Here is a 20,315-nt window from a genome sequence, read left to right on the forward strand (position 1 = left end):
AATGGTCGATCAGTATATTATCAACATTCAATTAAGATGCTTCTTGAAACACTCGCCCACCCGGCAATTGAGAAAAATATTGTTTTAAGGCTTCCAAACAACGATGTACTTTCATCGGTTGTTGCTCATGTTTGGAAATGATTGCATACAAGGTAAATGCGGGTAATTTCCACTCAGGCAAAATTTCAACCAAACTGCCATTAAGCAAATCTTTTTGAATATCCAAATGCAAAATTCGCGCAAGCCCATGCCCTTGCATACACAAAGATTTAGACACCAACACATTATTGGTCGATAGACGCGAGCCCAACTCTACATCCACATTTTCAGCAGTGCTGATATGCTTAAAATTGAGTTGCTGAAAATTCTTCATAATGGTTAATGGAATTAACTCGTGATGTTTTAAATCTTCAGGACGTGAAATGGGCGCGGTTTGATTTAAATAACTAGGTGATGCGACTAAAACTTGGTCAATAAGTGCAATAGGAATCACATGCTGGTTTTGATCTTCAATTATTGGACTCATACGCAGCGCAATATCAATACGACCATCAATCAGGTCAATGTATTGATTGTCGGTTTCTAGATGTACAGACAAGCCACGATGGGCAGACAGCCAATGAGAAAGTGCGGGAATCACATGGTTCGCGGCTAATTCTGGAGTGGTGGCAATTCTTAAATCACCGACCAAATCATCTCTTAACTCATTAATGCGTATTTTACCACGCTCAGCAGCGGCGAGCATTTCTTGACAACTGTGGAAAAAAGCTTGTCCTGCTTCAGTCAAACTCAGTTTTCTAGTAGAACGATGCAGAAGCGTGACTTCCATATCTTGTTCTAGTGAACGGATTTGCTGACTGACGGCGCTGGTGGTGATCCCTAAATCACGTGCTGCACCGCTAAACGAGCTTTTTTCAACAACACAAGCAAATACACCCATTGCTCGAAGTTGATCTAACATAAATTCCCTCTGAAATTATAATCGTTGCCCTCATCTATCGATAAAAGCAACTTATTGTATTATACGGTGAAATTTATGCTTTGTATTCGTGATATTTAATTTATTGGTAAAACATTAGTTGGATTGATTGGCTTGCCATCTAGACGTACCTGAAACTCCAACATGGTACGTGTTGCACCAGAAGAACCCATTTCAGCAATCTTTTGACCCGCTGTGACATTTTGACCACTGCTCACATTCATCTTACTGTTATGTGCATAGGCGGTGATATAACCATCAATGTGCTTGATTAAAATCAAGTTCCCATATTCTTTTAATCCATCTGCAGCATAAACCACCTGCCCATCTGCTGCGGCATAAATTGGATCGCCCACATTGCCACCGTAACGAATTCCTTTGATATTACTTGCCAAATTAAACTGTGCAATCACAGCACCTTGTGATGGTTTCACCCAGCGCAATGTGCTGCTACGCACAGGTGTACTTGGTGTTGTTGAGCTAGTGGTCGTGGTTGTAGTCGATGTTACCGGTGCAGGTGTCACAGGTGTCGTTGGTAATGTGACTGTTTGACGTTGAATTGGTGCAGCCTGTGTTACAGGGCGAGTGCTTGTTGTACGTGGTGCATTGCCCGCTTTCAAACGAATCGACTGCCCGACATAAATACGATACGGCGGTGCAATATCATTCATTTCTGCAATGCTGAGATAGCTCAAACCATAACGTGCAGCGATACCACTTAAAGTATCACCCGAACGCACAGTATAAAAATTCGGCGCTGTTGCATAACGCGCAGAATTATTCACTTGAGGTTTAGAGGCACAACCACTCAACACGACGGTAGCCACAACAGCACTTGATAACACTAAGGTTTTCAACAATGCTGTTGGTGTGCTAAATAAACGATACTGAAACACCACAGGCATTCTTTCCTCTCTACAAATTCTAAATATTTTCTATTGCGCTAAGAGTAGCAAAAAAGTCCTTGTAATGAGGCTTACAAGCTACTTTTTCACAAAGTTATAACATTAGTTAGCCAATTTGGGAAAATTGACTGTGCAATGATTGCAAAACGTCATAATTGGTGGCATCCATCTGAATTGGTGTCACGCTGACATAGCCATTTGCTACCGCAAAAAAATCAGACTCAATTTCAGTTAAGCCTTTTTTCGGTGCAGCCACTGCCTCGCCCGACAAACCAATCCAATACACTTGACGCCCTCGTGGATCGACCTGACTAGTAATTGGCTTAGATTGGGTACGCTGTCCTTGATAGGTAATTTTTGTGCCCTGCAACACTGGCACATCTGGAATATTCACATTAAAAATATGTCGTGCAGGTAAACTTGGTAAACCTTGAGCAATAAAGTCATGTACCCACTGCGCTGCCTGCATATAATCTTGCGGATGCTGATAAGCACGTACATTATGCCCTGCAAGTGATACCGCAATCGCAGGCTGTTTCATCAAACGTCCTTCAAATGCCGCACCGACTGTGCCTGAGTACAGTACATCATCCCCTAGATTTGCACCGCTGTTAATGCCGCTGACCACCAAATCAAATTCGAAATCGAACAATCCATTCATCGACAAATAGACACAGTCTGCAGGTGTACCATTCACCGCCCAGACATCTTCAGCAATTTGCACAGGACGTAATGGTCGGTCTAAAGTCAGCGCACTCGAAAAACCACTGCGTTCACTTTCGGGTGCAACAATCACCACGCGACCCAAAGGTTTTAAGGCTTTCGCCAAAGCTTGGATACCAGGTGCAAACACGCCATCATCATTGGCTATCAAAATATTCACAGAAAAATCTCAGATAAAACAAATATAAAGGTTATATACTAAAATATAGCAACGTCGGTTCAATCTTAAACTTGTTTGTGCCTGATTCATGCCTAAGCACATTTAATAAGCACACGACAACAAAATGACTGATCAGCACATTTCATTGAAATATACAAAAGATTATATATATTTAGCGCTTAACATCCATCCAAAAATATATGTGATTCTCATGATTTTAGCTTTGTCATTTCGTCGTTTATTGGGTCTAGGTTTTGCTGCTGTATTAACGCAGTCTGTAATTGCAGAAGATTTGACTGCAGCAGAAGCCAATACGATTGTGAAAGAAGATGTTGCAGCGGCACAAGTCATGACTGAAATGTGCCCTGCACTGATTGGAAAAAATGCAAAATTAGATGCCAATATTCAAGCACTGATTCAAACTTATCTACAAGATTATTCAGAATCGAACATGACGCTTGCCAAACTACAAGCCGACGCAGAATATCAATCCGTTTTAGCTGAAGCGCGTGAAGCAGCAAAAGATACAGCCAAAGAAGAGCAAAAAGTAGTGTGTCAGGAAGCTTTAGAATTAGCACTTTAAATCACATGATTTAAATACTATTTTGAGCCTGTAAATAATTTTGCATACTCACCCTTTAAGGCAAACTTTCAAAGTTTGCCTTAAATTTTATGCTTAGTTTTTATATCTGGTATTTTTCCACTATTATTTTACGCTTTATATCAAGCCACTGATTTTCAAATTTCAGACTTTAATCTTCACTTTTTATACATGATTTGCGCTCAGATCACACAGCTTTAATACATTTTCACTCTTTCAATTCGCAAATAAATGATTCATCTTATAAGCACTTAAATGAATCGGTAGATTCAGTTCAAACAATATTTAAGGTACTTGATATGCAATTTTCTGGCTTAAAAAATTCACGTGCAGTTCATTTTTTTGGCGCAGTTGCGCTCAGTTTGGGTTTAAGTCAAGCCGCAATTGCGCAAGAAGAAAATATTGAAGTGACGCCATTACAACAAGTGACTCAGCAAGAATTAGCCGCTATTTATGTGTTATCTGAAGTTTGCCCTTCACTAGTCAAAGAACAAGATCAATTTCATCAGGGTTATACAAAACTTGCCCAAGAATATATGCCTAAAGAAAAAGACGCTGTTACTGCCTTAAGTAAACTCAGCAAACAAAAAAGCTTCCAGCCAATTTTAAAAGAAGCCCGTGCCGATGCCAAAGCTGCTGGAACAGCCAAAAACCAAGCAATTTGCCAAGAATTGACAGCATATAGCAGATAATACAATTTGGTTACAATACTTTTATCAATAAGCCGATTTCTCCCATAGAAGTCGGCTGAGCTTTGCCCTAAAATGCTAGCTCTTTTGTGCATACCTCAAGTATTGGAACCTCTTAGAATGACCCCAAAAAGCGCCCTTGCTGCATTATTACTATTACCAAGCTTTTCTTATGCAGCAACTGTCTTAGCTACACCACCAGAACTCAATAACAAATCATACGTTTTGATGGATTATGAGACGGGACAAATTTTAGCTTCAAAAAATGAAAACGAAAAACTCGCCCCTGCCTCAATGACCAAAATGATGACTAGTTTCATCATTGAACAAAAGTTATTAAAAGGCGAACTCACGGAAGATGAACAAGTCCGCATGAATGAGTCTGCATGGTGTCGTGGCAGCAGCACAGAATCATGTATGTATGTTCCTTTAAATGGCACAGCAACCGTACTTGAAATGCTACGCGGAATTATCGTGCAATCGGGCAACGATGCATCTAAAGCCATGGCAGAGCACATTGCAGGTAATGAAGGCACATTCGTTCACATGATGAATGAAGAAGCCAAACGTATTGGCATGAGCAATACCCAGTTTATGAACTCTACGGGTATGCCTGCTGAAGGTCACTTTTCTACCGCAAAAGATATGGCGACTTTAGCGCAGCACATCATCCATGACAGCTCAAAATACTACCCAATTTATTCTGAAAAAGAGTTTTCTTTTAATGGAATTAAACAAGGCAACCGTAATGCCCTGTTATATACCGACCCAAGCGTGGATGGTTTAAAAACAGGTCATACCAACGAAGCGGGTTACTGCTTAACCACTTCATCTAAACGTGGCCCAATGCGTTTAATTTCGGTGATTTTTGGTGCGCCAACCATGCAAGCTCGTGCAACTCAAACTCGTGAATTGTTAGCTTGGGGTTATGCAAACTACGAAACTGTACGTGTACAGCCTGCCAACCAAGTCTTAGCTAAAGCAAAAGTATGGTACGGTAAAAGCAAAGAAGCACAAATTGGTTTGCCAGAAAACTTTAACGTGACCATGCCAAAAGGCAAAGCCAACCAAATTAAAACTCAATTGGTGGTTCAACCTAAATTGACTGCTCCTTTGAAAAAAGGTCAAGTGATTGGTAAATATGTCGCAACCTTAGATGGTAAAGTGATTGCTGAAAAACCATTGGTGGCGTTGCAGGAAGTGGAAGAAGCGGGTTTCTTTGCACGTATGCTAGACCATATCAAACAATTCTTTAGCAACTTATTCTAAGATTCATAAGCTTAGACTAAAGCGCAAAGCACACATGCCCGCATGTGTGCTTTTTTATTTTATACTGTCCTCAATCCTAAATTTATAAGCTAAAGATTTGTCCATCATGAAAAAAAATGTGCGTGCTTATTTAGAGCAAACCCCAAAAATTGACGCAAGCTGTTATGTAGATGAATTGTCGGTGGTGATTGGTGATGTGCATTTGGCCGCAAATGTATCGGTTTGGCCATTTGCCGTGATTCGTGGTGATGTTAACCATATTCGGATTGGTCAAAATTCCAATGTGCAAGATCATGCCATGCTGCATGTTAGCCATAAAAAAGCCGACAAACCTGAAGGTTCACCGCTGATTATTGGCGAAGATGTCACAGTTGGACATGGTGTGACCTTACACGGCTGCACCATTGGCAATCGGGTGTTATTGGGCATCAACACAATTGTTTTGGATGATGTCATTATTGAAGATGATGTAATGATTGGCGCAGGGTCTTTAGTGCCACCGCGTAAGCGTTTGGAAAGTGGCTATTTGTACGTGGGTAGCCCTGTGCAAAAAGTTCGTCCTTTAACCGACAAGGAAAAAGAGTTTTTGCCTTATTCTGCACGGCACTATGTAAAAGTGGCGGGGAATTATCAATAATCCACCCCTCAAAGTTCTTTTTGATTGTTGTAATTTGAGGGATTACACGTTCTGCACCGTTAATTTTAAACTCAGTGTATGAATGACATGATTAATCTTATCAAATCGAGAGGCTGAATCTTGACTTAGAGTTTTATACAAAGCTTTACGGTCAATATCTGCCTCTTTTTCTATTTGTGCAATAGCTTTGACTTTGGCAACAACACCTAGCGCAAATGAGATCACATCCAGCATCACCAAATGAATCAAAGAACAAAGTACCCCTCACATCTTCCCACAACTACACAAACCTACATTTACAGTTTTAAAGAAATCCCCTTTCAACATAGCCACATCCCCCTAAATTTTGTAGAATATGCGTTTTACCCCATGGTGCTTTTCAATGACCGCTTGGACTGCTCACGTTACTGTCGCCACCGTTATCGAAAAAAACGGAAAATTCCTGTTTGTTGAAGAACATACAGAAGGTGTGACGCATAGCGTGTTTAATCAGCCTGCAGGGCATGTTGAAGCTGGCGAAAGCTTAATTGAAGCAGCAATACGTGAAACCATGGAAGAAACTGGGCATCGGGTGAAAATTAATGCCTTACTCGGTATTTATAGCTATACTCCGCCTATGTTTCCTGACCGCACCTATTATCGCTTCTGCTTTCTAGCCGAATCGCTGCAACATGATGCGCAAGCCCAGCTCGATCCCGATATTATTGGTACAGTATGGATGTCTGCAGACGAACTGGCTGAATCAGCACGTGCCCGAAGTCCGTTGGTACTGAAAGCGGTTCAAGATGCGCTCAGTGGTCAATCTTATCCTTTATCGCTCATTTACGAGCACCAAAATTCTCCCCTTATTTCTAGTTTGGATGCCTAATCCTATGCAACAACGTGTCATCGTCGGTATGTCAGGTGGTGTAGATTCATCTGTTTCTGCTGCACTTCTACTTCAACAAGGTTATCAGGTTGAAGGGCTTTTCATGAAAAACTGGGAAGAAGATGACGGCACTGAATATTGCACCGCGATGGAAGATCTTGCCGATGCGCAAGCGGTGTGCGACAAGCTAGGCATTAAGTTGCATACAGCCAACTTTGCGATGGAATATTGGGATCGGGTTTTTGAGCATTTTCTTGCCGAATATGCCGCAGGACGCACGCCAAACCCAGATATTTTATGCAATAAAGAAATTAAGTTCCGTGCCTTTTTAGATCACGCCATGAATTTAGGCGCAGATTTTATCGCCACAGGTCACTACGCTCGTCGTGGTGGAACGCAGTACAACTCCAAAGGTGAAGCATACGCTCCACTGTTACGTGGTTTAGATAAAAATAAAGATCAAACCTATTTCTTACATGCAGTGCATGGTCGTGAAATCAATAAAACCTTGTTCCCTGTGGGCGAAATTGAAAAGCCGCAAGTCCGAAAAATTGCCGAAGAACTAGATTTAGTCACTGCCAAGAAAAAAGACTCGACAGGGATTTGCTTTATTGGTGAACGTCGCTTTAATGATTTCTTAAAACAATATTTGCCTGCTCAAGCTGGAAAAATTGTTTTAGACGATGGCAAAGAGGTTGGTGAACATCACGGCTTAATGTACTATACGCTCGGTCAGCGTGGCGGGATTGGTATTGGCGGCTTAAAAGGTGTTGCTGAAGGTGCATGGTTTGTCCTGCATAAAGATATTGAAAACAATCGTTTAGTGATTGGTCAAGGTCATGAACATCCACTCATGCAAAGCACTATTTTATGGAGCGAAGCAATTGATTGGGTGGCAGGTGAACAAGAAATTCCAGCGTCAGGCTTCCGTTGTACTTGTCGCACTCGCTATCGCCAAGATGATCAGGACTGTGTAATTTTCAATGATGACAGCATGCCTGGCGGTGTACGTGTGGAATTTGATGAACCACAACGTGCAGTCACTCCTGGTCAAAGTGTCGTATTCTATTCAGGCGAAATGTGTTTAGGCGGTGGTGTGATTCACCATACCAATGCACCTAAACCCGATTTTATTTAAGGATTGTTTTGGATGACAGAGTTACCGTTTCAACAGTCACCAACTCTGAATGTTCGCCAAAATCGTGCCTTGGCGTTAGCGGGTGTGTTTCAAGCCACCCAGCTCACGCACATGACTGCACTCACAGGCAGACAAAGTATTGGTGAAAGCGGTAACTTTTATTTTGAGCAATTAATTAAAGCCAGTTTAAATATCCGTCCAAGTAGCAATCACAGTTCGCAAACTTTGGATTTTTTTAATCATTTGGCCGATATTTCTTTGGGTTTAAAAACGCTAGAAAGCAGCATCAACCAACCTTTTAATACTGCTCCTAAATCGCGTTTACCTAAACTATCCAATACCAAACTACCCATGTCGTATGCGATGGCACTCTTACAATTAGAAAAGAAAGTGTATAGCAATCCTAAATACGTCGAAATTATTGAGCAGTCACAGCAAAAAATCTTAAAACAACTTTCATTTTTTGATCATAACTATTTGCATCCCAGTATTATTGCCAATTTAGCCCAAACCTATGTCGATACTGCGGGACAAATTAACCCGCGCATTATGGTACGTGGCAATGCAGAAGCATTTAAGGATTCTGCACATACCAACCGAATTCGAGCTTCGCTTTTTACAGGCTTACAAATGGCACACCTTTGGCGTCAACTTGGTGGCAGTTCATGGGGCATGGTATTTAGCAAACGTAAATTATTACGTGATATTCAAGATCTGGCGCGTTTACAGTATCAGGTGGTTTAAACCATGCTGAACACGCTTTTGTTTTAGGTTTAATTCCAAAGTTTAAGGAATCGATATGAACGCTTTAACCGCACTTTCTCCATTAGATGGGCGCTATGCAAGCAAATGTGATGCTCTCCGCCCTTTCCTCTCTGAGTTTGGTTTAATCCATGCTCGTGTGACTGTTGAAGTGCGTTGGTTACAAGCGCTTGCCAATCGTCCTGAAATTACCGAAGTACCTGCTTTCAGTGCTGCAACGAATGCTGCATTAGATGCAATTGTTGCAGATTTCTCTGAAGATGATGCCAACCGCATTAAAGAAATTGAACGCACCACCAACCATGACGTAAAAGCAGTTGAATATTTCTTAAAAGAAAAAATTGCCAACATTGATGAGTTAAAAAATGCAGGTGAGTTCATTCACTTTGCTTGTACTTCAGAAGACATCAACAACTTGTCACATGCTTTAATGCTTAAAAATGGTCGTGAAGTATTGGTTGCAGCGATGCAGCAAATCATTGATTCGATTGTTGCATTGGCAGAAAAACACGCAGATCAACCAATGTTGTCACGTACTCACGGTCAAACTGCAAGCCCAACAACTTTGGGTAAAGAAATGGCAAACGTGGCATATCGTCTTGCACGTCAAATCAAACAGTTCAAGCAAGTTGAGCTTTTGGGCAAAATCAATGGTGCAGTAGGTAACTACAACGCTCACCTTTCTGCATACCCAGAAATCAACTGGCCTGCACATTCTCAAGCATTTGTAGAATCTTTAGGTTTAAGCTTTAACCCATACACGACTCAAATTGAGCCACACGACTATATGGCAGAATTGTTTGATGCGCTACGTCGTTTCAACACCATTCTAATCGACTTCAACCGTGACGTTTGGGGCTACATCTCACTTGGTTTCTTCAAGCAAAAACTGAAAGAAGGTGAAGTTGGTTCTTCAACCATGCCGCACAAAGTAAACCCAATTGACTTTGAAAACTCTGAAGGTAACTTGGGTATCGCCAATGCAGTCTTGGCTCACTTAGGCGAAAAATTACCAATCTCTCGCTGGCAACGTGACTTAACTGACTCGACTGTATTGCGTAATATGGGTGTTGGTTTTGCACAAAGCTTGATCGCATTTGAAGCTTGCTCTAAAGGTATTGGCAAACTTGAATTGAACGCACAACGTATTCTTGAAGATTTAGACAATGCTCAAGAAGTATTGGCTGAGCCAATTCAAACTGTGATGCGTCGTTATAACATCGAAAAACCATACGAAAAATTAAAAGCTCTTACACGTGGTCAAGCTATGACACGTGACATGATGGTAGATTTCGTGAATGGTAATGAGTTGGAAGGCGTTCCTGCAGCAGATCGCGCACGTTTAGCGACAATGACGCCTGCAACTTACACAGGTAATGCAGCTGAACAAGCAAAACAAATTCAAGATTTAATTGCTAAAATCTAATTTGTAAAAGCATTCATCACAATACAAAAATGCGAAGCTTCGGCTTCGCATTTTTATTAGAATAAAACAAATCTTCCAACTTAAACATCACATGCAAAATCAATTCCGCATTCAACATTACTGTGCTTTAGGCTTGGTTATACTCGCCATGCTTGCTGCCAGTATTCAACCACTGGAATTTGAATCGTATCTACTGCATCAGGCAGGCACAGTTTTTATGCTCGCGGCTTTATTGATTGCGTTTAAAAAAGTAGGACTGAGTTTTTCTAGCTTTGTGCTGTATTTAATATTTTTACTGATTCATATTGTCGGAGCACATTATCTGTATTCTTATGTGCCCTATAATGATTGGATTTTGCACAGCTTTGGCTTCAATTTAGATCAGAGCATGGGTTGGTCACGCAATATGTATGACCGTTTTGTGCATTTGGCTTATGGTATTTTGCTCTATCCTGTTTTATTGCGCTTGTTTGAAGTCTGGTTTCCAAAAAACAAACCTATCGTTTTATATCTTTTGGTCATTCAATTTATCATGGCAAGCAGTTTAATTTATGAATGGGTGGAATGGCTCATTGCGCTTGGCTTATCGCCAGAAGATGCTGAAAATTATAATGGTCAGCAAGGTGATATTTGGGATGCACACATGGATATGCTTTTAGCAACGATAGGAGTAATGCTGATGGGATGCTTCTACTTGATCAAGAAACCCTAACAGGATGCCTCTTTCGTACTAAATCCAAATTTATTGCCAATACCACCACCAGAAGCCAGCTAAACTTGCGACTGAAATCATCCAGATCAACACCGTTAATACTGCAGGTTTACCTGAACCCCAAAACATGGTTTTGGCAAGCCATTTTTTAAACAATACGCTGCTTAAAGTTAAGCTCGCTAAATGCACCAATACCGCAGCTAAGAATAAATTTGCTGCAAATTCATGTAGCTCTTTTAAAGTATGACTTTGGGTATAATCGGTGAAAAATCCAACCAACACAGTTAAAGGCAATGCCAACCAAATCAACAAAATACTGAATTGAAACGCACTGGAACTGCCTGACTTTAAAAACGGTAATGAAAAAAACTGCTGTGGCTGTTTCCAATCGCGTTTTACAAATTGTTGAATCATGCCTAAACGTTTAGAAATTCCTGTCGGCTGTGTGCTGTTCAACATACTCAACACCTGCCATACGATTCGTAAAGCTAAACTAATCCCCAACGTATAGCCAAAAGCCATATGTAACTGATGCCATTCTTCCGTATCACCTGTTAAGTAAGCCCCTGTAAAACTTAGCAGCATCACCACATGCAAAAAGCGAATCATTAAATCTGTAGATGTTGATTGCTTCGCGGGCACACTATTTGTTTGCATATTCAATCTATCAAGATGGTTTTGTTCTTATCACAAAGATATAACATCAAGCTGAATTGAAAATTAAGATGCTTAAATCAAAGACCCTATATTTTTGAATAAAAGTGAATAAAAAAATTGCGCTCAATTGAGCGCAATTTTTAGATAAATTTTAGAAGTTAGATCATCACTATTACAGTTTAGGATCACGGATTTGCAACAAACTGCTGTTGGCTTTGCTTAGGCTATCAACCAGTTTATTCATCACTGCAGGAATCAAACTGTCTGCCATTTGTGCAGCTTGCAAACCCAGTTTTTCACCCAAAGTTGGCTTTTTACGGGTTTGAATCACATAAATATCATGCTGTGGCAACAAACTTAGTAAGTATTCATCTGAGGTTTGTAACTTATCTACCAAGTTTAAATCCAGTGCATCCTGACCATACCAATGCTCACCTGTTGCCACTTTTTCAACATTCAGTTGTGGACGGTATTTTTCGACAAAGTGTTTAAATAGTACATGAGTTTGTTGCAATTCTTCTTCAAACTTAGCCTTGCCTTCTTCGGTATTTTCACCAAACATGGTCACAGTGCGTTTGTATTGACCTGCTGTGTACATCTCAAAATCTATATTTTTTTCTTTGAGCAAGCGATTAAAGTTAGGCACTTGTGCCACTACGCCAATAGAACCCAAAATCGCAAATGGCGCTGACACAATTTCTGAACCAATACATGCCATCATATAGCCACCACTTGCTGCGACTTTATCGACGCAAATCGTGAGATGGAAACCTGCATCACGCAAACGTACCAATTGTGCAGCTGCAAGCCCATAACCATGCACCATACCGCCTGGACTTTCCAAACGTACCACAACACGGTCACGTCCAGCTTTGGCCGTTGCCAAAATTAGGGTGATTTCTTCACGCAATTGCTCTACAGCAGACGCAGCAGTATCACCTTTAAAATCCAACACATAAATTTTTTGATTGTTCTTTTTACGGGCGCGCGCTTCACGTGCCATTTGTTGTGAAAGTTGTAATAGCTCGAGTTTAGATGCCGTGGTTTGCGCAATTTTTTTTCGTTGTTCATTAATTCGCGCATTCAAATGACTAATCCGAATTTCGGCAGGTAGTTTAGGTAAATGAAATAACATAAAAATGAGTTCTCAATTTAATTCGGTTTATTAGGACTACATTAGGTCAATTTCGACTTTTTCAATACTTTTTCTATCTTAAAGCAGCTTCTTTTTGAATCAATCGTAAATATCGTTTAGAAATCTGCCGAACAGCCATTAAACGTACAGCAAACCAAATTTGCCCCTGATAGCAAATCCAAATAATAAGTGCGTTGATCGGCCACCAACCAAACAGTAGAAAACTACCTCTACGCTCATGATCTGAAGGTGCAAGCATTGAATAGAAACACACTAAACCTACGCAGAAACACATTACGCAAAGAAATTCACCTACTGCACTGTGCAAGAACGGTAACTTATTTTTTTGTTGTGCTTTTACATAGCGATAAAACTTAAATTTAGCATTGGCATCGATATAGTCTCGCCAAGCATGCCGAAAATGGGGATCACTTGCTTGCTGCTGTACCCTAAAATAAACAACAAGCACTATCACACCTGAAACTATCACAAATTGATCATACAACCAACGATGATAATTGCTCATATTGGGGCTTTGAGAAGTTGGAAACCACCCATCATGGTTAAAAAACGTTGCCAATAAAATACTCAGCAAAACCAAAAGTGCTGCTATCGTCTCTGCACTATGTTGAAATCCAAACAAGGCATCGATTATTTTTTTCGTGGCTTGGCGTGCTGGTTTTGCCTGTTGTCGTTCTTCTTGTGAAGGAAACTGCATTTTTTATTTTCGCTGCGCGTACAAAACAATCAATACTATAACAAAAAAACAGAATCCTAAGATTCTGTTTTAATAGCTTTCAGGACTTAAGCAGATTAACCAAAACGACCTGTAATATATGCTTCTGTTAATTGATGGTCTGGCTGAGTAAATACTTTTTCAGTCGCATTCACTTCAATCAAATCACCCAAATGGAAGTATGCGGTACGGTCAGATACACGCGCTGCCTGTTGCATTGAGTGCGTTACAATCGCAATCGTATATTGAGTAGAAAGTTCAGAAATTAGCTCTTCTACTTTTGCCGTTGCAATTGGGTCAAGTGCCGAACATGGTTCATCCATCAAAATTACTTCTGGACTTACCGCAATGGTACGCGCAATACAAAGACGTTGTTGCTGACCACCAGAAAGACCTGTGCCTGGTTGATTCAAACGATCTTTCACTTCATCCCACAAACCTGCTTTACGCAAGCTGTTTTCTACAATTTCTTCTAAATCGTACTTATCACGTGCTAAACCATGCAGTTTAGGGCCATAGGCTACGTTTTCAAAAATTGATTTTGGGAATGGGTTTGGTTTCTGGAACACCATGCCCACTTGTGCACGCAATAACACCACGTCTAAGTTCGGATCGTAAATATCTTGGTTATCCAACATTACTTTACCCGTCACACGACAGCTATCAATCGTGTCGTTCATACGGTTTAAAGTACGCAAGAAAGTCGATTTACCACAACCCGATGGACCAATAAATGCAATCACTTCATTTTCATAGATATTTAAATCAATACCTTTGATGGCTTCAGACTCACCATAATACACATGCACGTCATTGGTGCTTAACTTTACATTTGAAGATTTCGCTTCTTTTTTGCTTGAAGTTTGCGTATCAAATTGTGAAACAAACGAAGTCGATGATTGCTTCTGTTCTACATCGGTAGATGTAAATTGGCTTTGTTGTGGATTCACTTGCTTATCCTGTTCTAAGGAATTCTGTTTTTCTGTGCTTGCTACAGCATTCATATTCTCTGCCCTCAATTACCAGCGTACTTCAAACTTCTTACGTAACCAAATTGCAAGGCTGTTTAAGCCAATCATTAGCGCAAGTAGTACGATAATGGCTGCAGCGGTACGTCCCTCGAAGAAGTTACGCAATTCATTACCCTGCCATAAGAAAATTTGCACAGGTAACGCAGTAGATTGATCAAGTGGAGTTGCTGGTACACTGGCAACGAAAGCACTCATACCAATTAATAACAATGGTGCGGTTTCACCTAAAGCTTGTGCGACACCAATAATTGCACCCGTTAAAATACCCGGCAATGCAAGTGGGAGTACGTGGTGGAACACAGTTTGTAAACGAGAAGCACCCAAACCTAAAGCAGCTTGACGAATAGACGGCGGCACTGCTTTTAATGATGCACGCGTGGTAATAATCACTGTTGGTAAAGTCATTAAACTCAGTACCAAACCACCGACCAATGGTGCAGACAATGGTAAATGCATCCAACCAATAAAGATCGCGGCACCTAACAAACCAAATACAATAGAAGGTACAGCGGCCAAGTTATTGATGTTCACTTCAATAATATCAGTAATCGCATTTTTTGGCGCAAATTCTTCTAAGTAAATTGCTGATGCAACACCAATTGGAATCGAAATAAAGATCACAATCAGCATCATGAATAATGAACCCATGAATGCACCTGCCAAACCAGAAGTCGCTGGAGAACTACGTGAGTCTGGGCTAACAAAAATATTGGTATTGAAAGTACTTTCAATAATACCTTGTGATTCGAGCTGATCTGCCAATTGACGTACTTCAGGGCTTAATTGTTGCTGCTCATCTGGTAAGCTGCGGTCAATCTTGCCTTCTAACCATACATCAACGTTCGCATCTGCAAGCACTTTCACTTCTTTGGTTTGACCAATTAAAGAAGGATCAGCCAAGACCATGTCACGAATACGGTATGCTTCAGAACTGGTATATAAGTAACCAAGATCATCACGCTTAGCTTCAAGCGCTTTGTCTTTCGCCACAATACCATTCACGATTAAAGCATCCCAATCGACCATACCCATTTCGGTTTGCCACGCAATCATACGGTCTTCGTATTGTGCTGGTGACTCACCTGCAATCGCCTTAGGTTTTGGACCTGCATTGACAATCGCTGGATCGAAGTAAATTGGAAGGCTCATGCTGCTTTGCCAGAACGCAGGCAAACCTTTAGATAAGATACTGCCGAATAACAATACGACAAAGAATAAACCTGCAATAACTGCCGAGAACCCCATCAAACGGAAGGTTTTTTCCTTACGATGACGCTTACCCAATGAACTGGCGATGGTTTTTTTACGTTGTTCACGTAATTCGGCAGCAGCTTGTGGATCTAACTGATCCAAAGACGATGTATTTGAAGTACTCATTAGTCGTATTGCTCACGATATTTACGCACGATGTATAGTGCAACAATGTTCAAACCTAAGGTAATCACGAACAGGGTCAAGCCAAGTGCGAAAGCAACCAATGCTTGCGGACTTGCGAAATCTGTATCACCTGTTAATTGGTTGACAATCGTAATCGTAACCGTAGATACCGCCTCTAATGGGTTTGCGTGTAGTAAAGGACTATTACCTGCAGCTAACACCACAATCATGGTTTCACCAATCGCACGTGACGCAGCAAGTAAGAACGCACCAATCACCCCTGGTAATGCAGCTGGCATAACCACACGGCGAATGGTTTCAGATTTGGTTGCACCCAAGCCTAAAGAACCATCACGTAGCGCACGCGGCACTTGCGTAATAATGTCATCAGACAATGAAGATACAAATGGAATGATCATAATACCCATGACCAGACCTGCAGTTAATGCACTAGTGGCATTAATATCGAGTCCAATTAAGGCACCTGCAGTTTTTAAGAACGGACCAATGATCATCATGGCAAATACACCATATACAATCGTTGGAATACCCGCTAAAACTTCAATGGTTGGTTTTGCCCAAGCACGAAATTTAGGAGATGCATATTCTGCTAGATAAATTGCAATCATTAAGCCAATTGGTACTGCAACAAGTAAGGCAATACCACTGACCATTAAGGTACCCCACAGCAATGGTAATAAACCATAACTGCCGTCTGCACTACCCGATGTACTAAAACCAGGGTTCCAAACTGTACCAAAGAAGAAATCCAGCGGGCTAACGAAACTAAAGAATCGCATTGCTTCACTGAACATAGACATCACAATACCGACTGTAGTCAGAATCGCGACACCAGAACATAATGCCAAAGAAATGTTGATGATTTTTTCAACTTGGTTACGTGCGCGGAATTGTTGTGAAACACGTTTCTTTGCCCACACCAGACCAAATAAAGCCGCACAAATAACAACCGCAAGTTTAGCGTATGAACCAATCGTTGCTACTTTAGACAATTGCTCTGCTGCTGCAATTTCATAAGCAGCTGGTGTATCACTTACACCAAAACCAGAAGCAATCGCTTGTACACGATCAACTAAAACACTGGTACTTGCAGGATCTAGACCAGCAGCAATGTGCGCAGGCACATTATTTAACACCACTTGCTCTAGAATACTTGGTTCAACCAAGTTCCAAACAATCAAAATTAAAAAAGCAGGGATACCACACCATAATGCTACCAACGCGCCATAATATCCTGGGCGTGAATGTAACATTGCAGAGTTATTTCCCTTACCTGCTAGGTTACGGCTCTTGCTTAACCCGATTTGATAGGCTACGGCGATAATCGCCAATAACACACCTATGAGTAGCAGATTCATGTATTCTCCACTGTTTTTTCAATTTGTGTTTTTGAAAAAACATTTCTTAGCAAAAAGCCGATGGCAGGTTGTTCCCTGCCATCAGCTGCTTTAACTCAAATTACTTAACCGCTTTACCAGCTTTGAAGTTAGCAAGAACTTGTGCACGCTCTTTGTCAGACATAGAGATCAAACCTGCTTTGTCTAATTTAGAACCTTTACCAGATACTTTCTTGCTCAAGAAGTATTCAGTAAATTGCGGTAAACCTTTGATTGATTTAAGGTGCTCACCTTTCACGTAGAAGAACAATGGACGTGATACAGGGTAAGAACCATTTAAAATTGTGTTTTCAGATGGCGCTACGTTGTTTACAGTTGCAACACGTAAACGGTCACGGTTTTGGTCATAGAAACCTAAGCCGAATACACCTACTGCGCTTGGAGAAGTTTTCAAACGTGCCAGTGTTTCTGTGTAGTCACCCGCGATTTCGATTACACGACCATCCTTACGGAAAGTAGTACACACTTTCTTTTGCGCATCTTTGTCTAATGCTTTGATTGCAGCATAAGCTTCACAGCCTGCATCAACCATTTTCTCTTGGAACACTTCACGTGTACCGTGGTTAGACGCTGGAATTACAAGTGTAATAGGCTCGTTTGGAAGTGTTTTGTCAATTTGGTTCCAACGTGTATATGGGTTAGCAACCATTTTACCTTTAGATGGTAATTGAGCTGCAATTGCTGCATATACATGGTAAGGCTTTAATTTGTAAGCCGCTTTGTTTGCGTTAGAAGCAAATACGATACCGTCGTAACCAATTTTAATTTCTAAAACTTGGTTTACGCCTGCTTTTTTACAAGCAGCTAATTCTGAATCTTTAATTTTACGAGATGAGTTCGCGATGTCGATTGTGTTATCACCCACACCTGTACAGAACTGCTTCAAACCACCTGAAGAACCGCCTGAACCAACAACTGGAGTTTTGAATTGTGGGAAAGTATTACCAAATTCTTCTGCTACAATACTTGCGTATGGTAGAACGGTTGAAGAACCCGCGATTTGGATGGTGTCACGAGCTGCGTTAGCAGTTGTTACAGCTGCTGCAGATACGGCTAAAGCAATGGCGATGTTAGTAAAGCGCATTCTGTTCTCTCTCATAGTATGCAAGTTCGGAGTACGTCACTTGTTATTAAGTTTTGTACTTATTTCGATAACTGCATTGTGGTTTTATAATATGACAACCATGTTACAGCTTTGTTACGCTTTGGTTATATTTGCTTTTCGTATCTGAAATAATTTTTAAATGATTTAAAATCAATAACTAATAAAACACTAGAGTGCTTATTTTTTTTCAGTATTTAAATTTCAAATTGTAATAATTCATGCCAATGTCATCATTATTTATGGTTTTTTCTACCAAAATTGATGGTTTATTCGCCAATTGCGTAATTTTTATGACATCCGCAGTGCATTATTTGAGCCCAAAACACCCAATCCATCACAAAATTCAAGCAAGAACGGTACAACACTTCACTGCAATATTTTTAATCAGACACAAAAAAAGCCACCGTAGTGACTTCTTTTGTTGTATTTCATAACAATCTGAATAATGAAAGCATTAGTCGATTGGTGGCGTATAAGTACCCGCGACAATCGCATCTTTAATGCGATCTGCTTCTGCCAATACTAAGCCTAACAAGTTTTTCACGTTTTCAAGTGTTGCCACTGGACTTAAAGTCGTCATCTTCAATGATTGAACATTACCGACTTTAGTTACACCAATATTGGCCTCACCACGTGCAAATAATTCATCTGCCACGTTTTGGTTCAAGCTATCCAAGAACTCTGCAGGATAACCTTCAGGCACAACACGGAACAACACTGAAGCAAATTGTGGTTCAACCAACAATTCTAAACCTGCAGTCGCTTTAATATAATCAGCAACGTCACGGGTTAGCTTCACACCATGATCAATCATAGAACCGTAAAGCTCTTCACCTAATGCTTCAATCGTCATCCAAAGTTTCAACGCATCAAAACGACGCGTTGTTTGCAATGACTTAGACACCAAGTTTGGTACGCCATGCTCTTCATCATAAGCAGAGTTCAAATATTCTGCTTCATAGTGCATGAAACGATAGTTCGCTTCATCTTTCAGTAAGAACGCACCGCACGAAATAGTTTGGAAGTAATGCTTATGGAAATCCAGTGTCACAGAATCAGACAGCTCAATACCATCAAGCATGTCACGATGACTGTTAGAAAGAATTAATGCACCACCCCAAGCTGCGTCAATGTGCATCCACGCGCCATATTGATTAGTGATGTCACGAATCTTTTTAAGCGGATCAATCGCGCCTGCATCGGTTGTACCTGCAGTCGCAACCACACACGCAACGATCTTACCTTCAGATTTTAAATGCGCCATGGTTTGCTCAAGTGCAACCACGTCCATTTGTGCATTTTCATTAACAGGTACAGTAACAACCGATTGGAAGCCCATACCCATCATCGCCATGTTCTTTTGCACAGAGAAGTGTGCATTTTCAGAACAAATGACTTTCACATTACGCATTGCATCGCTTGGAATACCATCGCGCTGAACAGACCACGGATTACCGTTTTCATCTTTCCAGTTCTTTGCAATACACGCATCACGCGCCAATAACACACCCATCAAGTTAGACTGCGTACCACCTGAAGTGAACACGCCCGCTTGACCTGCACCATAGCCAACTTTTTGACGTAACCAGTCAATTAGTTGTACTTCCATCAATGAACCTGCAGGGCTTTGATCCCAAGAGTCCATAGATTGGTTGGTTGCGTTAATGAGAACTTCTGCAATTTGGCTTGCCACCATAGTTGGACAATGCAAATGTGCCAAAGAATGTGGATGATGAACTTTTAAACTTTTGTTTAAGAAAAGCTCAACCATGCGTTCCAATGACTTTTGTACACCCAAACCTTGTTTTGCAGGCTGGAAAGAAATCGCTTCACGCAATTCTTTAATGCTGCCGCCTGTGTACATTTTGTCATTTTGCAACCATGCCGCGACTGCTTGAGTCGCTTGTTCCATTGCTGCACTGTAGTCAGCAATGGATTGAGCATCATTGCAGAGTAACGCTTTACGATGTTCTGCAAAATCTACCAT

21 protein-coding genes are annotated in these 20,315 nt (G+C 40.9%); 9 read left to right on the forward strand and 12 right to left on the reverse strand.

Annotated elements, in window-relative coordinates; translation table 11 throughout:
- Window positions 1-31 precede the first annotated feature (31 nt).
- From FTT74_RS01120 to surE, 3 genes are all read right to left on the reverse strand, one after another.
- Window positions 32-961 carry a LysR family transcriptional regulator gene (locus FTT74_RS01120; RefSeq protein ID WP_131261144.1) on the reverse strand — a complete coding sequence of 310 codons (930 nt, stop codon included), beginning with the start codon at window positions 959-961 and terminating at the stop codon, window positions 32-34.
- 95 nt (window positions 962-1,056) lie between these two features.
- Window positions 1,057-1,884: a peptidoglycan DD-metalloendopeptidase family protein gene (locus FTT74_RS01125; protein WP_096901076.1), complete on the reverse strand. Its 828-nt coding sequence runs from the start codon at window positions 1,882-1,884 to the stop codon at window positions 1,057-1,059.
- 106 nt (window positions 1,885-1,990) lie between these two features.
- On the reverse strand, window positions 1,991-2,767 hold the full coding sequence (gene surE, locus FTT74_RS01130) for a 5'/3'-nucleotidase SurE (RefSeq protein ID WP_096901077.1): 777 nt from the start codon (window positions 2,765-2,767) through the stop codon (window positions 1,991-1,993).
- 211 nt (window positions 2,768-2,978) lie between these two features.
- Here surE and FTT74_RS01135 point away from each other — a divergent pair, with 211 nt between their 5' ends.
- The 4 genes from FTT74_RS01135 to FTT74_RS01150 all read left to right on the forward strand — a co-directional run bounded on the left by FTT74_RS01135 (window position 2,979) and on the right by FTT74_RS01150 (window position 5,963).
- Window positions 2,979-3,350: an MCR_0457 family protein gene (locus FTT74_RS01135; RefSeq protein WP_026438310.1), complete on the forward strand. Its 372-nt coding sequence runs from the start codon at window positions 2,979-2,981 to the stop codon at window positions 3,348-3,350.
- 317 nt (window positions 3,351-3,667) lie between these two features.
- Window positions 3,668-4,060 (forward strand): MCR_0457 family protein, encoded by a 393-nt coding sequence (locus FTT74_RS01140; RefSeq protein ID WP_004971644.1) that lies wholly within the window; start codon window positions 3,668-3,670, stop codon window positions 4,058-4,060.
- 117 nt (window positions 4,061-4,177) lie between these two features.
- Complete coding sequence (gene dacC / locus FTT74_RS01145) at window positions 4,178-5,326, forward strand: D-alanyl-D-alanine carboxypeptidase PBP5/6 (RefSeq protein WP_004971646.1); 1,149 nt, start codon at window positions 4,178-4,180, stop codon at window positions 5,324-5,326.
- A 106-nt stretch (window positions 5,327-5,432) separates the two neighbouring features.
- Entirely contained in the window at window positions 5,433-5,963 is a 531-nt protein-coding gene (locus FTT74_RS01150) for a gamma carbonic anhydrase family protein (RefSeq protein ID WP_004971648.1), read from the forward strand.
- Between the two features lie 42 nt (window positions 5,964-6,005).
- On the opposite strand, the gene FTT74_RS01155 is transcribed toward FTT74_RS01150, so the two are convergent.
- Window positions 6,006-6,212 (reverse strand): DNA-binding protein, encoded by a 207-nt coding sequence (locus FTT74_RS01155; protein WP_104851773.1) that lies wholly within the window; start codon window positions 6,210-6,212, stop codon window positions 6,006-6,008.
- A 133-nt stretch (window positions 6,213-6,345) separates the two neighbouring features.
- On the opposite strand from FTT74_RS01155, the gene FTT74_RS01160 reads away from it, so the two are divergent.
- From FTT74_RS01160 to FTT74_RS01180, 5 genes are all read left to right on the forward strand, one after another.
- The gene (locus FTT74_RS01160) at window positions 6,346-6,831 is read left to right on the forward strand and encodes an NUDIX hydrolase (protein ID WP_096901080.1); all 486 of its coding nucleotides are present in this window, start codon (window positions 6,346-6,348) and stop codon (window positions 6,829-6,831) included.
- Between the two features lie 4 nt (window positions 6,832-6,835).
- The gene (mnmA, locus tag FTT74_RS01165; RefSeq protein ID WP_096901081.1) at window positions 6,836-7,969 is read left to right on the forward strand and encodes a tRNA 2-thiouridine(34) synthase MnmA; all 1,134 of its coding nucleotides are present in this window, start codon (window positions 6,836-6,838) and stop codon (window positions 7,967-7,969) included.
- Between the two features lie 12 nt (window positions 7,970-7,981).
- Entirely contained in the window at window positions 7,982-8,713 is a 732-nt protein-coding gene (hflD, locus tag FTT74_RS01170; RefSeq protein WP_004971659.1) for a high frequency lysogenization protein HflD, read from the forward strand.
- A 55-nt stretch (window positions 8,714-8,768) separates the two neighbouring features.
- Window positions 8,769-10,157 (forward strand): adenylosuccinate lyase, encoded by a 1,389-nt coding sequence (purB, locus tag FTT74_RS01175; RefSeq protein ID WP_019837658.1) that lies wholly within the window; start codon window positions 8,769-8,771, stop codon window positions 10,155-10,157.
- Between the two features lie 91 nt (window positions 10,158-10,248).
- Entirely contained in the window at window positions 10,249-10,869 is a 621-nt protein-coding gene (locus tag FTT74_RS01180) for a DUF2238 domain-containing protein (RefSeq protein WP_179988344.1), read from the forward strand.
- A 30-nt stretch (window positions 10,870-10,899) separates the two neighbouring features.
- On the opposite strand, the gene FTT74_RS01185 is transcribed toward FTT74_RS01180, so the two are convergent.
- From FTT74_RS01185 to FTT74_RS01220, 8 genes are all read right to left on the reverse strand, one after another.
- On the reverse strand, window positions 10,900-11,526 hold the full coding sequence (locus tag FTT74_RS01185; RefSeq protein ID WP_179988343.1) for a cytochrome b/b6 domain-containing protein: 627 nt from the start codon (window positions 11,524-11,526) through the stop codon (window positions 10,900-10,902).
- Between the two features lie 172 nt (window positions 11,527-11,698).
- Window positions 11,699-12,661 (reverse strand): protease SohB, encoded by a 963-nt coding sequence (sohB, locus tag FTT74_RS01190; protein WP_004971667.1) that lies wholly within the window; start codon window positions 12,659-12,661, stop codon window positions 11,699-11,701.
- A gap of 73 nt (window positions 12,662-12,734) precedes the next feature.
- Window positions 12,735-13,379, reverse strand: coding sequence for a hypothetical protein (locus FTT74_RS01195; protein WP_179988342.1), 645 nt, complete (start codon window positions 13,377-13,379; stop codon window positions 12,735-12,737).
- Window positions 13,380-13,474: 95 nt separating this feature from the next.
- On the reverse strand, window positions 13,475-14,401 hold the full coding sequence (pstB, locus tag FTT74_RS01200) for a phosphate ABC transporter ATP-binding protein PstB (RefSeq protein WP_004971671.1): 927 nt from the start codon (window positions 14,399-14,401) through the stop codon (window positions 13,475-13,477).
- 15 nt (window positions 14,402-14,416) lie between these two features.
- On the reverse strand, window positions 14,417-15,805 hold the full coding sequence (gene pstA, locus FTT74_RS01205) for a phosphate ABC transporter permease PstA (RefSeq protein WP_004971672.1): 1,389 nt from the start codon (window positions 15,803-15,805) through the stop codon (window positions 14,417-14,419).
- Window positions 15,805-17,184 (reverse strand): phosphate ABC transporter permease subunit PstC, encoded by a 1,380-nt coding sequence (pstC, locus tag FTT74_RS01210; RefSeq protein WP_179988341.1) that lies wholly within the window; start codon window positions 17,182-17,184, stop codon window positions 15,805-15,807. Before pstC ends, pstA begins: the two co-directional genes overlap by 1 nt.
- Window positions 17,185-17,284: 100 nt before the next feature.
- Window positions 17,285-18,307, reverse strand: coding sequence for a substrate-binding domain-containing protein (locus FTT74_RS01215; RefSeq protein ID WP_179988340.1), 1,023 nt, complete (start codon window positions 18,305-18,307; stop codon window positions 17,285-17,287).
- Between the two features lie 475 nt (window positions 18,308-18,782).
- Entirely contained in the window at window positions 18,783-20,315 is a 1,533-nt protein-coding gene (locus tag FTT74_RS01220; RefSeq protein WP_004971679.1) for an aspartate aminotransferase family protein, read from the reverse strand.

It is taken from the genome of Acinetobacter sp. YH01007, from assembly GCF_013420425.1.
Taxonomy (GTDB): domain Bacteria; phylum Pseudomonadota; class Gammaproteobacteria; order Pseudomonadales; family Moraxellaceae; genus Acinetobacter; species Acinetobacter towneri.